The 13,725-nt window shown below is 67.3% G+C and carries 12 protein-coding genes; 5 read left to right on the forward strand and 7 right to left on the reverse strand.

The features are described from left to right. Window positions 1–15: 15 nt before the first annotated feature. The 5 genes from EGT29_RS21790 to EGT29_RS21810 all read left to right on the forward strand — a co-directional run bounded on the left by EGT29_RS21790 (window position 16) and on the right by EGT29_RS21810 (window position 5,360). The gene (locus EGT29_RS21790; RefSeq protein ID WP_124690949.1) at window positions 16–1,467 is read left to right on the forward strand and encodes an aldehyde dehydrogenase family protein; all 1,452 of its coding nucleotides are present in this window, start codon (window positions 16–18) and stop codon (window positions 1,465–1,467) included. Between the two features lie 17 nt (window positions 1,468–1,484). Further along, window positions 1,485–2,315 (forward strand): p-hydroxycinnamoyl CoA hydratase/lyase, encoded by an 831-nt coding sequence (locus tag EGT29_RS21795; RefSeq protein WP_124690950.1) that lies wholly within the window; start codon window positions 1,485–1,487, stop codon window positions 2,313–2,315. Then, window positions 2,312–3,505, forward strand: coding sequence for a CaiB/BaiF CoA-transferase family protein (locus EGT29_RS21800; RefSeq protein WP_124690951.1), 1,194 nt, complete (start codon window positions 2,312–2,314; stop codon window positions 3,503–3,505). The genes EGT29_RS21795 and EGT29_RS21800 overlap by 4 nt, the downstream gene beginning before the upstream one ends. 29 nt (window positions 3,506–3,534) lie before the next feature. Continuing rightward, a complete protein-coding gene (locus EGT29_RS21805; RefSeq protein ID WP_124690952.1) occupies window positions 3,535–4,539 on the forward strand; it encodes a tripartite tricarboxylate transporter substrate binding protein in 1,005 nt (334 codons plus the stop codon). Between the two features lie 89 nt (window positions 4,540–4,628). Continuing rightward, window positions 4,629–5,360, forward strand: coding sequence for a GntR family transcriptional regulator (locus EGT29_RS21810; protein ID WP_161567910.1), 732 nt, complete (start codon window positions 4,629–4,631; stop codon window positions 5,358–5,360). A 1-nt stretch (window position 5,361) separates the two neighbouring features. Here the strand turns inward: EGT29_RS21810 and EGT29_RS21815 are convergent, their stop codons facing one another. The 7 genes from EGT29_RS21815 to tkt form a co-directional block, all read right to left on the reverse strand. Continuing rightward, window positions 5,362–5,754, reverse strand: coding sequence for a DUF1640 domain-containing protein (locus EGT29_RS21815; RefSeq protein ID WP_124690954.1), 393 nt, complete (start codon window positions 5,752–5,754; stop codon window positions 5,362–5,364). Window positions 5,755–5,847: 93 nt separating this feature from the next. Then, window positions 5,848–6,732, reverse strand: coding sequence for a phosphoribosylaminoimidazolesuccinocarboxamide synthase (locus EGT29_RS21820; RefSeq protein ID WP_124690955.1), 885 nt, complete (start codon window positions 6,730–6,732; stop codon window positions 5,848–5,850). 28 nt (window positions 6,733–6,760) lie between these two features. Next, on the reverse strand, window positions 6,761–7,825 hold the full coding sequence (gene fba, locus EGT29_RS21825; protein ID WP_124690956.1) for a class II fructose-bisphosphate aldolase: 1,065 nt from the start codon (window positions 7,823–7,825) through the stop codon (window positions 6,761–6,763). A gap of 33 nt (window positions 7,826–7,858) precedes the next feature. Next, window positions 7,859–9,307 (reverse strand): pyruvate kinase, encoded by a 1,449-nt coding sequence (gene pyk / locus EGT29_RS21830; protein WP_370282538.1) that lies wholly within the window; start codon window positions 9,305–9,307, stop codon window positions 7,859–7,861. Window positions 9,308–9,311: 4 nt separating this feature from the next. Then, a complete protein-coding gene (locus EGT29_RS28795) occupies window positions 9,312–10,514 on the reverse strand; it encodes a phosphoglycerate kinase (RefSeq protein WP_124690958.1) in 1,203 nt (400 codons plus the stop codon). Window positions 10,515–10,516: 2 nt separating this feature from the next. Beyond that, window positions 10,517–11,527, reverse strand: coding sequence for a type I glyceraldehyde-3-phosphate dehydrogenase (gene gap, locus EGT29_RS21840; RefSeq protein WP_124690959.1), 1,011 nt, complete (start codon window positions 11,525–11,527; stop codon window positions 10,517–10,519). A gap of 57 nt (window positions 11,528–11,584) precedes the next feature. Next, window positions 11,585–13,633: a transketolase gene (gene tkt / locus EGT29_RS21845; protein WP_124690960.1), complete on the reverse strand. Its 2,049-nt coding sequence runs from the start codon at window positions 13,631–13,633 to the stop codon at window positions 11,585–11,587. Between the last annotated feature and the right edge of the window lie 92 nt (window positions 13,634–13,725).

The raw sequence follows: 13,725 nt of genomic DNA on the forward strand, positions 1-13,725 counted from the left end.
CCCAGGAGGAAGACCATGTCCATCGAGAAACTGCTGCCCAGGCATCGCGACCTGTATTACGGCGGCGCCTGGCATCGCCCCGAGGGCGGCTATGCCGACTCCTTCAGCCCGTCCACCGGCGAGAACCTGGGCCCCTGCGCGGTGGCCAGCCACGCCGACGTCGATGCCGCCGTGCGCGCCGCGCACGAGGCCTATGGCTCATGGCGGCGCACCGCGCCCGGCGAACGCGCCACGGTGCTGCGCCGCATCGCCCAGGTCATGCGCGAGCATCGCGAGGAACTGGCCATGATCGACGCCATCGACTGCGGCAACCCCGTGTCCGCGCTGATGCACGACGTCGACATCGCCACCCAGCTCATCGACTACTTCGCCGGGCTGGTCTATGAGCTGCGCGGCTCCACCATTCCCATGGGCGAAGGCGTCATCGACATGACGGTGCGCGAGCCCTATGGCGTCTGCGCCCGCATCGTCGCCTACAACCATCCGATGATGTTCACCGCCAGCCGGCTGGCGGCGGCCGTCGCCGCCGGCAACACCGTCATCATGAAACCGCCGGTGCAGGCGCCGCTGTCGGCCTATCGGCTGATGGAACTGATAGACGGCATCGCGCCGCCCGGGGTCATCAACGTGCTGTCGGGCGGGACCGAGTGCGGGCAGGCGCTGGTCGACCACCCGCTGGTGCCCAAGGTCACGCTGATCGGCAGCATCGCCACCGGCAAGGCCATCTCGCGCGGCGCGGCCGAACACCTCAAGCACGTCAGCCTGGAACTGGGCGGCAAGAACGCGCTGGTGGTCTACCCCGACGCGGACCTGGAACGCGCCATCAAGGGCGCCGTGGCCGGCATGTGCTTCACCTGGTGCGGCCAGGCATGCAGCTCGACCACGCGGCTGTTCGTGCACGAATCGGTGTACGACCAGGTGGTCCAGGGCGTGCTGGAAGGCGTGCGCGCCTACCGCCCCGGCCTGCCCACGGACAAGGCCACGACCATGGGCGCCATCGTCTCGCGCGAGCAGTACGACAAGATCATGCACTACATCGAGCTGGGCAAGCAGGAAGGCGCCCGGCTGGCGGCGGGCGGCAAGCATCCCGACGGCGCCGGGCTGGCCGACGGATACTTCATCGAGCCCACCGTCTTCACCGACGTGACCATGGACATGCGCATCGCGCGGGAAGAAATATTCGGCCCGGTGCTGTCCATCCTCAAGTGGTCGGACGAGGACGAGATGTTCGACCAGGTCAATTCGCTGGAGTACGGGCTGGCCGCCGGCGTGTACACCACGCGGCTCGATACGGCCCACCGCGCCGCCGGCCGCTTCGAGGCGGGCTACGTCTGGGTCAACAACGCGGCCAAGCATTTCTTCCCCGCTCCTTTCGGCGGCTACAAGCAGTCGGGCAACAACCGCGAGGAATCCTTCGAGGAACTGGTGTCCTACACGCAATTGAAGAACGTCTACATCACGCTTTGAACCAGGAAGAGACAAGCATGCAATTCGATCAGTTGAAGAACGTCAAAGTCGAGATCGCCAACGGCATAGGCTGGGTCACGCTGAACCGCCCCGACAAGCGCAACGCGATGAGCCCGGACCTGCACTTCGAGATGGTGGACGTGCTCAAGGAGCTGGCCGAGGAACCGGCGGTGCGCGTGCTGGTGCTGACCGGCGCGGGCGAAAGCTGGTGCGCCGGCCAGGACATCGGCCTGTTCTTCCGCGCCCTGGACGACAAGCCCAAGCAGCGGCACCTGGCCCGGCTGGCCAACCACGAATGGCGCTGGACCCTGCTCAGCAGCTTTCCCAAGCCCACCATCGCCATGGTGAACGGGCACTGCTACGGCGGCGCCTTCGTGCAGTTGTTCGCCTGCGATTTCGCCATCGCGGCGGACGAAGCGCAGTTCGGCCTGTCCGAGGTGAACTGGGGCATCCTGCCCGGCGGCCTGGTCGGCAAGGTCATCGTCGACGGGCTGGCCTACCGCGACGCGGTCTACTACGCGATGACGGGCGACCCCTTCGACGGCAAGACGGCCGCGCAGATGCGGCTGGTGACCGAGTCCGTGCCGCTCGACCGCCTGCGCGCGCGCACCGAGGAACTGGCCGCCACGCTGGCGCGCAAGAATCCGCAGACGCTGCGCACCATCAAGGAAAGCCTGCGCCTGGTGCGCGGCATGAGCGTGGACCAGGCCGCCGACTACCTGCTGGCCAAGGAGCGCGAGATGCGCTTCATGGATACCGAGGGCGGACGCGAACAGGCCATGACCCAGTTCCTGGACGAGAAGACCTATCGCCCCGGTTTCGGCGAATACCGGCGGGACGCGCAATGAACGCCTCGTCCGCGCCCGCCTCCGGCGACGTCCTGCAAGGCATCCGGGTGCTGGAGCTGGGCAACTTCATCACCGGCCCCTATGCCGGGCTGATGCTGGCCGACCTGGGCGCCGACGTGATCAAGGTCGAGCGGCCGGAAGGCGACCCTTTCCGCGCCTTCCGCGACGGCCAGTACAGTCCGAACTTCGTCGCGTTCAACCGCAACAAGCGCAGCGTGAAGCTGGACCTGGGTCGCCAGGCGGGGCGCGACGCCCTGCTGCGGCTGGTGGACACGGCGGACGTGCTGATCGAGAACTTCCGTCCCGGCGTCATGGACAGGATGGGCCTGGGATGGGAGACGCTGCGCGCCCGGCGGCCGCAGCTGGTCTATTGCGCGATCGGCGGCTTCCTGCCCGGCAGCCGGCACGAGGGCCAGCCCGCCTTCGACACCATCGGCCAGGCCTTGAGCGGCATGCTGGACACTTTCCTGGATCCCGCCAATCCGCAGGTGCGCGGACCCACCATCTCGGACCAGCTGGCGGGCATGTACGCGTGCCAGGGCATCCTGGGCGCGCTGTTCGCCCGGCAGGCCACCGGGCGAGGCCGGCTGGTCGAGGTCAACATGATCGAGTCGTCCATGTCCTTCATGCCCGACTTCTTCGCCAGCTATACCCGCGACGGCACGCGCATGCGGTCGACCACGCGCGCGTCCTATTCGCACAGCCTCGCGTTCGAGTGCGCCGACGGCGCGCGCATCGGCCTGCAGCTCTCGTCGCCGTCGAAATTCTGGGAAGGCCTGGTACGGGCGGTGGAAATGCCCGAACTGCGGGACGATCCACGCTTCGCCACCCGAGGCGCGCGCATCGCCAACTTCGAGTCGCTGTCCGCGTTGCTCAGGGACCGTTTCCGCACGCAGCCGCAGGCCCACTGGCTGGCCGCGCTGCGCGCCGCCGACGTGCCGCACGCGCCGGTCCTGACCGTGCCCGACATCCTGGACGATCCCGAGTTCGCGGCCGCCGGCAGTTTCCATGAACTGCATCACCCCGAGATGGGATCGGTGCGGGCGCTGAGCCGGCCCATCCGCTACGACGGCCAGCGCCAGCCCAGCCGCCATCCTCCGCCCACGCTGGGCGAGCAGACCGCCGCCATCCTGGCCGAGGCCGGCCTGTCGGAACAGGAAATCGCCGCCGTCCGGGGGACGACGGCCTAGGTCCGTCCACTTAGAAAAGGAGACACCGCATGCAAGACCATCGCGACACCTCGATCACCCGCCGCGGCTTCATCGCCGCCAGCGCCGGCCTGGCCCTGGGCGCGGCCGGCGCCGCACGCGGCCAGGGCGACACCTACCCGACACGCGCCATCCGTGTCATCGTGCCCTTCCCCGCCGGCGCCGGCGCCGACTCCAACGCGCGGCTGGTGGCCCAGCAACTGGCGGAGAAACTGGGCCAGCCCGTGGTGGTCGACAACCGGCCCGGCGCCAACGGCCTGATCGGCACCGAAGCCGTGGCCAAGGCCGCGCCCGACGGCTATACCCTGCTGTTCGTCGACCGCGGTGCGCTGGGCATCAATCCCAGCCTGTACAAGAAGCTGCCCTACGATCCGCTGAAGGACTTTTCCTACGTCGGCATCGCGGTCTGGGGCCCCTATGTGCTCGTGGCCGGCTCCAAGCAGCCAGCCAAGACCATCCAGGAGTTCGTCGCCGCCGCGCGCAAGCAGCCCGGCCGCCTGACCTATGCCAGCTTCGGCAACGGCAGCATGACCCAGCTGGGCACCGAGTCGCTGTGCTCACGCCTGGGCATACAGCTGACCCACGTGCCCTACAAGGGCGGCGCCCCGGCGCTGACCGCGGCCATGGCCGGCGAGGTCGACATGGCCCTGGTCACGATCGGACCGGCGCTGGGCGCGATCCGCGAAGGCCGCGTGCGGCCGCTGCTGGTGGGCGGCAACCGCCGCTTCCCGCTGCTGCCGGACGTCCCCGCCGTGAGCGAGATCGGCGGCGACGAGAACACCATCCCCGACACCTATTTCGGCTTCGCCCTGCCGGCCGGCACGCCCGCCGCGATCCGCGACCGCCTGTCGGGCACCATCCGCCAGGTGCTGGCCGATGCGGCCATCCGCACGAAACTGGCCGACAGCGGCTTCCAGGCGGCACGGGGCACCCCGGAGGAAATGCGGTCCACGGTGGAACACGACATCGCGGCCTTCGGCAAGCTCGCGCGCGAGTTGAACATCCGGCCCGAATGATGGACGGTCCGCAGGATAATGGCGGGGATGGAATAATCGCGGTCGGCGCTCCGGCGCCGACCGCAGCTCCCGAACCAGGCTTCCGACCCATGTCCTCATTCACCGACACCACGCTAGACCGGATGGCGCGCTATCTGCAACTGGCATCGCTGTTCCGCAACAAGATCATTACCGGCGACTGGCCGGTGGGCGGCCGCATCCCGAACGTAGCGGACCTGGCCGTGGACTTCGAGGTGGCACGCGGCACCATACGCGAAGCGCTGGGCGTGCTGGAGGACGAAGGGCTGATCGAGCGCTTCCGCGCCAAGGGCAGTTTCGTTCGCCGAACGCCCAAGGAACGCAGCGCGCACCGGCTGGCCATCGACTGGGCCTCGCTGATCTCGGCCCACGAGGGCGCGGACATCGAGGTCCTGGAACAGCGGGACCTGGACGAACTCCCCGCCTTCGCCGCCGGCGAAGGCGAACCGGCCGACCATTACACGATGATGCGCAGGGTGCACGCGCGCGACGGCCACCCCTATCTGGCGGCCCGCTTCATCCTGGACAGCGAGTTGTTCAGGCAAGGACCGCCTGAACGGTTCCGGCACGAGGCCACCCTGCCCATCCTGCACGAGGTTGCCGGCAAGCGCATCGCGCGGGCCAATCAGATCATGACCCTGGGCAGCGCCGACCGCGAGATGGCAGCGCTGCTGGAACTGCCGCTGAACGCACCGGTGGCGCACGTCGTGCGGCGCGCCATCGACACGTCGGGCAAGCTGATCTACGTGGGGGAAGGGATATACCGGGGGGATGCGGTCAGGCTGGAGATCGCGCTGATCTGATTCAGAGCAGCTTGTTCAGGGCAGTCATGACACCCACTGCCACCACCAGCAGCGAGCCGAGCTTGATGGTCATGCGCTGTTCGAGCAAACGGAGCTCGGACCTCAGTTGGCCTTCTGAGCTGACCAACCGGTTTTCCAAGGCCCGGATATCGCCCTTGAGGCCGGTTTCCACTCGTTCGAGTTCTACGCGCATGCCCAGGGTGACCCGCTCGAGATCGGCGCGTGTGGCCAGCGTGATTCGTTCGAGATCCGCCCGCGTGGCCAAGGCGTCCATACCGGTCGTCAACACCTGCGCCAGCGCCTCGGCTTGCGCATCCGCCAAGGGCGCCGCCACGCCTGCCTGCTGCAGGCGCTTGGAATACTGCAAGGTATCGAAGGCAAGGGCGGCGGTCATGGAAATATTCTATGCCATGACATCCAAAAGAAAAACGGCGGGCAGGATGTTTCCATCCTGCCCGCCGTCACCCTGCCTTGCGCAAGCCGGCGATCAGACCCCGACCAGCCGGACCCGCGCCTCGCGGTATTTGTCCGACGTGCGCTCCAGCACGTTCTGCGGCAGCCTCGGCGCGGGAGCGGTCTTGTCCCAGGGCTGGGTTTCCAGCCAGTCGCGCACGAACTGTTTGTCGAACGACGGCGGGCTGCTGCCCGGCACGTAGGAATCGGCCGGCCAGAAGCGTGACGAATCGGGCGTCAGCACTTCGTCCATCAAGTGCAGCACGCCGTTCTCGTCCAGGCCGTATTCGAACTTGGTATCGGCGATGATGATGCCGCGCTGGGCGGCATACTCGGACGCCAGCTGGTAGATGCGCAGCGAGACTTCGCGGATCTGCTCGGCCAGTTGCGGGCCGACTTCCTTGACCACGTGCTCGAAGCTGACGTTCTCGTCGTGCGAACCCAGTTCGGCCTTGGCCGCCGGCGTGAAGATGGGCGCGGGCAGCTTCTGCGCCTGCACCAGCCCTTCCGGCAGCTTGATGCCGCACACGCCGCCGGTGTCCTGGTAGTCCTTCCAGCCCGAGCCGATCAGGTAGCCGCGCACCACCGCTTCCACCAGCACCGGCTTGAGCCGCTTGACCACCATCGCCCGGCCCGCAACCTGGTCGCGTTCGTCGGCGGCGACGACGCTCTCGGGTTCGACGCCGGTCAGGTGGTTGGGGATGATGTTGCCGAGCCGGCCCAGCCAGAAATTGGTGAGCGAGTTCAGCACCTCGCCCTTGCCCGGGATCGGATCGTCCAGGATGACGTCGAAGGCGGACAGGCGGTCGGTGGTGACGATCAGGAGCTTGTCGTCGCCGACAGCATACATGTCGCGCACTTTGCCGCGCGCCAGCAGCGGCAGGGAACGGATGGTGGACTGATAGAGCGGTGCGGACATGATGCGGCCTGCTTCGACGGTTGAGGGCTTACTTGACGATTTGGGCCAATTTGCCCGAGGCGTAGTCGGCGGCGATCTGCGACAGCGCAACGGCCTTGATCTTGCTGGCGTTGCCGGCGGTGCCGAACTGGTTGTAGCGTTCGACGCAGATCTTCTTGGCGGCGGCGCGCGCGGGCTTGAGGTATTCGCGCGGGTCGAACTTCGAGGGGTTCTCGGCCAGGAAGCGGCGGATCGCGCCGGTCATCGCCAGGCGGATGTCGGTGTCGATGTTGATCTTGCGCACGCCGTGCTTGATGGCTTCCTGGATTTCCTCGACCGGCACGCCGTAGGTTTCCTTCATGTCGCCGCCGAATTCGCGGATCTCGGCCAGCAGGTCCTGCGGCACGCTGGAGCTGCCGTGCATCACCAGGTGGGTGGTCGGCAGGCGGCGGTGGATTTCCTTGATGCGCTCGATGGCCAGGATGTCGCCGCTGGGCTTGCGCGAGAACTTGTAGGCGCCGTGGCTGGTGCCGATGGCGATGGCCAGCGCGTCGATCTGGGTGCGCTTGGCGAAGTCGGCGGCCTGCTCGGGATCGGTCAGCAGCTGTTCGCGGGTCATGGTGCCCTCGGCGCCGTGGCCGTCTTCCTTGTCGCCCTTCATGGTCTCGAGCGAGCCCAGGCAGCCCAGTTCGCCTTCGACCGAGATGCCCTGCACGTGGGCCATCTTCACGACCTGGGTGGTGACGTCGACGTTGTAGTCGTAGTCGGCGATGGTCTTGCCGTCGGCCATCAGCGAGCCGTCCATCATCACGCTGGAGAAGCCCATGGCGATGGCGCCCTTGCAGACGTCGGGCGACTGGCCGTGGTCCTGGTGCATGACGACGGGGATGTGGGGATAGGATTCGACCGCCGCGGCGATCAGGGCCTTCAGGAAGCCTTCGCCGGCATATTTGCGGGCGCCGGCCGAGGCCTGCATGATGACCGGGCTGTTGGTCTCGTCGGCGGCTTCCATGATGGCCTGGACCTGTTCCAGGTTGTTGACGTTGAACGCCGGGATGCCGTAGCCGTTTTCAGCCGCATGGTCGAGCAGTTGACGCATGGAAACGAGTGCCATTGTGAACTCCTGGATAAGAAATGGTTGGGGGGTTCAGCCTTGCTGGCCTACCCTCACGATTTTTAGAGTATTGGTTCCGCCCGGCGAGCCCATCGGCTCGCCCACGGTGAAGACGATCAGGTCGCCCGGCCCCGCCACGCCCTTCTCCACCAGCAGCTTCTCGGCCGCCAGCAGCGACGCGTCGCGATCGCCGGAATCTTCCAGTTGCAGCGTCCGCACGTTGCGGTACAGCGCTACCTTACGCTGCGTCGCCACGCGCGGGGTCAGGGCGTAAATGGGTGTTGCACTATCGTGCCGGCTCATCCACAGCGTGGTCGCGCCGGAATGCGTCAGCGCGCAGATGGCCTTGCAGCGCATGTGGTGCGCCGTGAACAGCGCCGCATAGGCGATGGACTGGTCCACCCGGTGGAAGGTCTGGTCCAGGAAATCCTTGTCCAGCTCGAAATGCTGCGACTTCTCGGCTTCCAGGCAGATCGAGGCCATGGCCTCGACGGTTTCCACCGGATAGCGCCCGACCGCGGTTTCGGCCGACAGCATCACCGCATCCGAGCCGTCCAGCACGGCGTTGGCCACGTCCGAGACCTCGGCGCGCGTGGGCATGGCGTTGACGATCATGGATTCCATCATCTGCGTGGCCGTGATGACGGTGCGATTGCGCGAACGCGCCAGCCGGATCATGCGTTTCTGCAGCGCGGGCACGGCGGCCGCGCCGACCTCCACCGCCAGGTCGCCGCGCGCCACCATGATGCCGTCCGAGGCATCGATGATTTCTTCCAGCACGGCGATGGCCTCGGCCCGCTCGATCTTGGCGATGAGCTGGGGCCGGACACCGGTGGGCGCGCCGGCGATGGCCACCAGCTGGCGCGCCATTTCCATGTCGGTGCGGTTCTTGGGGAAGCTGATGGCGATGTAGTCCACGCCCATCTGCACCGCGGACCGGAGGTCTTCCATGTCCTTGCCGGTCAGCGCGGGCGCGGTCAGGCCGCCGCCCTGGCGGTTGATGCCCTTGTTGTTCGACAGCTCGCCCCCGACCAGCACCTCGGTATGGATCTCGGTGCCGGCGACGCGGATTACCAGCAGGCGGATCAGGCCGTCGTTCAGGAGCAGGATGTCGCCGGCCCGCACGTCGCGCGGCAGGTCGGGATAATCCAGGCCCACCTTGCCCTGGTCGCCCAGTTCGCAGGCGGCATCGAGGATGAAGGGCTGGCCCGGTTCAAGCAGGACCTTGCCGTCGGCGAACTTGCCGACGCGTATCTTGGGCCCCTGCAGGTCGGCCATGATCGCGACTTCGCGGTCACAGGCCGACGCGGCCTCGCGGACCAGGGCGGCGCGCGCCGCATGGTCTTCCGCCGTGCCGTGCGAGAAATTGAGCCGTACTACATCGACTCCGGCGCGGATCATCCGCGCCAGCGTGTCGGCCGAGCTGGAAGCCGGCCCGAGTGTAGCCACGATCTTCGTGGCACGAGCGGAAGGTGCGTCCACAGGGTCAGGCGCCTTGAGCGGCGCGCTCCTCCAAGATGGCGACCGCGGGCAGGGCCTTGCCTTCCAGGAACTCGAGGAAGGCACCGCCACCGGTCGAGATGTAGCCAACCTGGTCCGCGATGCCGTATTTGGCGATCGCGGCCAGCGTGTCGCCGCCGCCGGCGATCGAGAACGCAGGCGAGGCCGCAATGGCGCGGGCCAGCGTTTCGGTGCCATGCGAGAAGGCGTCGAACTCGAACACGCCCACCGGGCCGTTCCAGACGATGGTGCCGGCCGCCTTGAGCAATTGCGCCAGGCGTTCGGACGTGACGGGGCCGATGTCCAGGATCAGGTCGTCGGCCGCAACGGCATCGGCGGACTTGGTCTCGGCCGGCGCGTCGGCGGCGAAGGTCTTGGCGCACACCACGTCGGTCGGGATGGGCACGGCCGCACCGCGCTTTTCCATGACCTCGATGATGGCCCTGGCCTCGTTCAGCAGGTCGGGCTCGGCCAGCGACTTGCCGATGGGCAGGCCCTTGGCCAGCATGAAGGTGTTGGCGATGCCGCCGCCCACGATGAGCTGGTCGACCTTGTCGGCCAGGCTCTTGAGAATGGTCAGCTTGGTCGAGACCTTGGAACCGGCCACGATGGCCACCAGCGGCCGCTTGGGCGCGCTGAGCGCGCGGCCCAGGGCGTCCAGTTCCGCCGCCAGCAGCGGGCCGGCGCAGGCCACCGGAGCGTAGCGGGCGATGCCGTGCGTGGTGGCTTCCGCGCGGTGCGCGGTGCCGAAGGCATCGTTGACGTAGACGTCGCACAGCGCGGCCATCTTGCGCGCCAGCGCGTCGTCGTCCTTTTTCTCGCCCTTGTTGACGCGGCAGTTCTCGAGCAGCACGACTTCACCGGGCGCGACGGACACGCCGTCGACCCAGTCCGCCACGAGCCGCACGGGCTTGTCCAGCAGCTCGGACAGGCGCTTGGCCACCACCGCCAGCGAATCGGCGGGCGTCAGGGTGCCTTCCGTGGGACGGCCCAGGTGCGACGTCACCATGACGGCGGCGCCGCCGTCCAGCGCCAGGCGGATGCCCGGCACCGAGGCACGGATGCGCGTGTCCTCGGTGATGTTGCCCTGGTCGTCCTGCGGCACGTTCAGATCGGCGCGGATGAACACCCGCTTGCCGTCCAGTTTTCCCTTGGCCGCCAGATCGGCCAGCGTGATGACCTTGCTCATGCTTACTTGGCCGACATCAGCGCCACGGTGGTGTCCAGCATGCGGTTGCTGAAGCCCCACTCGTTGTCGTACCACGACGAGACCTTGACCAGGTTGCCCGTGACCTTGGTCAGCGTGGCATCGAAGGTGCTGGAGGCGGGATCGTGGTTGAAGTCGGACGACACCAGCGGCTCGGTGTTGTAGTTCAGGATGCCCTTGAGCGAACCTTCCGACGCTTCCTTCAGGATGGCGTTGACTTCCTCGACGGTAGTGTCGCGCTTGGCCACGAAGGTCAGGTCGACCACCGACACGTTGATGGTCGGGACGCGGATGGCGTAGCCGTCCAGCTTGCCGTTCAGCTCGGGCATCACCAGGCCGACCGCGGCGGCGGCGCCGGTCTTGGTCGGGATCATGTTCTGGGTGGCCGAGCGGGCGCGGCGCAGGTCCTCGTGGTAGACGTCGGTCAGCACCTGGTCGTTGGTATAGGCGTGCACGGTGGTCATCAGGCCCGAGACGATGCCCAGCTTGTCATGCAGCGGCTTGACCAGCGGAGCCAGGCAGTTGGTGGTGCACGAGGCGTTCGAGATGACGGTGTGTTCCGCCTTCAGCACGTCCTGGTTCACGCCGTAGACGATGGTGGCGTCGACGTCCTTGCCGCCGGGGGCCGAGATCACGACCTTCTTGGCGCCGCCCTTCAGGTGGGCGCCGGCCTTCTCCTTGCTGGTGAAGAAGCCGGTGCATTCGAGCACCACGTCCACGCCCAGCTCGCCCCAGGGCAGCTCGGCCGGGTTGCGGTTGGCCAGCACGCGGATCTTGTCGCCGTTGACGACCATGTAGTCGCCCTCGACCGCGACGGTGCCCGGGAACTTGCCATGGGCCGTGTCGTAACGGGTCAGGTGAGCATTGGTCTTGGGGTCGCCCAGGTCGTTGATGGCGACGATTTCGATGTCGTGCTTCTTGCCACCTTCATAGTGGGCACGCAGGACGTTGCGGCCGATGCGGCCATAGCCATTGATCGCGACACGGATGGTCATGGTGTTTCCTTTGCTTTGATGAGAAGAATCTGTGACGTTGGTGGACGACTGCCCCGCTCAGCCCACCAGCTTCCGGACGGCCTCGACGACCCGTTCGGCGGTGAATCCGAAATGCTTGAACAACACGCCGGCCGGCGCGGATTCGCCGTAGGTGTCGATCCCCACGACCTCGCCGTCCAGGCCTACATATTTGCGCCAGTAATCGGTGACCCCGGCCTCGACCGCCACCCGCGGCAGGCTGCGCGGCAGCACGTGCTGGCGCCAGGCGTCGTCCTGCTTGTCGAAGACCTGCGTGCACGGCATGGACACCACGCGCACGAAGATCTCGTCCTTGGCCAGCGCTTCTTGCGCGGCCAGCGCCAGCGCGACTTCCGAGCCGGTGGCGATGATCACGGCGCGCGGGTTGAGCGCGTCGCGCAGCACGTAGCCGCCGCGCGAGATGTTCGCGATGGTGGCCTGGTCGCGCTCGACGAAAGGCAGGTTCTGGCGGGACAGCAGCAGCGCCGACGGGCCGCCGGCATGCACATCCATGCCGATGCTGGCCGGACGCTCGACGGCCGCGCCCCAGGCCACCGCGGTCTCGGTGGTGTCGCAGGGACGCCAGACCGCCAGGTTGGGGATCAGGCGCAGGCTGGCCGCGTGCTCGACGGACTGGTGGGTGGGGCCGTCCTCGCCCAGGCCGATGGAGTCGTGCGTGAAGACGTGCACCACGCGCTGCTTCATCAACGCCGCCATGCGCAGGGCATTGCGGGAATAATCGGAGAAGGTCAGGAAGGTGCCGCCGAACGGCAGGTAGCCGCCATGCAGCGCGATGCCGTTCATGATGGCGGCCATGCCGAACTCGCGCACGCCGTAGTTGATGTGGCGGCCGAACTCGATGCCGTCCTTGCCGGCGCGCACCGGCGCCACGCCCTTCCAGTCGGTGTAGTTGGAACCGGTCAGGTCGGCCGACCCGCCCAGCAGCTCGGGCAGCATGCCGGCCAGCGCCGTGATGGCGAACTGCGAGGCCTTGCGGGTGGCAACGGTTTCCTGCTTCTGGTTGGTCTCGGCCAGGAACTGGGCGAATTTCTCGGCGAACTCGGCCGGCAGGTCGCCGCGCATGCGGCGCTCGAATTCGGCGGCCTGCTCGGGGAACTGGGCGGCGTATTGGGCGAACAGCTCGTTCCAGGCGCCTTCCGTCTGCGCGCCCTTGGCCTTGCCGTCCCAGAACGCATAGACCTCGGCCGGGATCTCGAAGGGCGCATAGGGCCAGCCGATGGCTTCGCGGGTGGCGGCGATTTCCTTGTCGCCCAGCGGCGAGCCGTGGACCTTGTCGGTACCGGCCATGGTGGGCGCGCCCTTGCCGATGACGGTACGGCATTCGATCAGCGTCGGGCCGCCGTGCTTGCCGGCCTGCGACTTGGCCTGGGCGATGGCGGCCTCGATGGCCTTGGCGTCATGGCCGTCGACGTTGCGGATCACGTTCCAGCCGTAGGCCTCGAAACGCTTGGCGGTGTCGTCGGCGAACCAGTACTTGATCTCGCCGTCGATGGAAATGCCGTTCGAGTCGTACAGCACGACCAGCTTGGACAGCTTGAGCGTGCCGGCCAGCGAGGCGACTTCATGCGAGATGCCTTCCATCAGGCAGCCGTCGCCGACGAAGGCATAGGTGAAGTGGTCGACGATGGGCAGGCCCGGACGGTTGAACTCGGCCGCCAGCAGCGCCTCGGCCAGCGCCATGCCCACGGCGTTGGACACGCCCTGCCCCAGCGGACCGGTGGTGGTCTCGACCCCCGGGGTGATGCCGACCTCGGGGTGGCCCGGGGTCTTGGAATGCATCTGGCGGAAATTGCGCAGTTCCTCGATGGGCAGGTCGTAGCCCGTGAGGTGCAGCAGCGAATAGATCAGCATCGAGCCGTGGCCGTTGGACAGCACGAAGCGGTCGCGGTCGGCCCAGGCGGGATTCGCCGGATTGTGGCGCAGGTGTCCATGCCAGAGCGCGAGGGCGATTTCCGCCATGCCCATGGGCGCCCCGGGGTGGCCCGAGTTGGCCTTCTGGACGGCATCCATGGACAGTGCACGGATGGCATCCGCCATATTGAGTTGAGAGGCGGCTTGATTGCTCATGAAGACACTCGTTCCGGCGGGAAAACCCGCTGCTACAAAGCTTTCGAGTTTAACATTCGTACAAGTCCCCCGCCCTTTCGGGGGCCAGGATG

This window comes from Pigmentiphaga sp. H8 (assembly GCF_003854895.1).
Taxonomy (GTDB): domain Bacteria; phylum Pseudomonadota; class Gammaproteobacteria; order Burkholderiales; family Burkholderiaceae_B; genus Pigmentiphaga.

Coding starts and splice junctions, on each gene's coding strand:
- EGT29_RS28795 (WP_124690958.1), bottom strand. CDS start 10,514: ATGAGCAAGGTCATCACGCTGGCCGATCTGGCGGCCAAGGGAAAACTG.
- EGT29_RS21800 (WP_124690951.1), top strand. CDS start 2,312: ATGAACGCCTCGTCCGCGCCCGCCTCCGGCGACGTCCTGCAAGGCATC.
- EGT29_RS21790 (WP_124690949.1), top strand. CDS start 16: ATGTCCATCGAGAAACTGCTGCCCAGGCATCGCGACCTGTATTACGGC.
- gap (WP_124690959.1), bottom strand. CDS start 11,527: ATGACCATCCGTGTCGCGATCAATGGCTATGGCCGCATCGGCCGCAAC.
- EGT29_RS21810 (WP_161567910.1), top strand. CDS start 4,629: ATGTCCTCATTCACCGACACCACGCTAGACCGGATGGCGCGCTATCTG.
- EGT29_RS21805 (WP_124690952.1), top strand. CDS start 3,535: ATGCAAGACCATCGCGACACCTCGATCACCCGCCGCGGCTTCATCGCC.
- tkt (WP_124690960.1), bottom strand. CDS start 13,633: ATGAGCAATCAAGCCGCCTCTCAACTCAATATGGCGGATGCCATCCGT.
- EGT29_RS21815 (WP_124690954.1), bottom strand. CDS start 5,754: ATGACCGCCGCCCTTGCCTTCGATACCTTGCAGTATTCCAAGCGCCTG.
- EGT29_RS21820 (WP_124690955.1), bottom strand. CDS start 6,732: ATGTCCGCACCGCTCTATCAGTCCACCATCCGTTCCCTGCCGCTGCTG.
- EGT29_RS21795 (WP_124690950.1), top strand. CDS start 1,485: ATGCAATTCGATCAGTTGAAGAACGTCAAAGTCGAGATCGCCAACGGC.
- fba (WP_124690956.1), bottom strand. CDS start 7,825: ATGGCACTCGTTTCCATGCGTCAACTGCTCGACCATGCGGCTGAAAAC.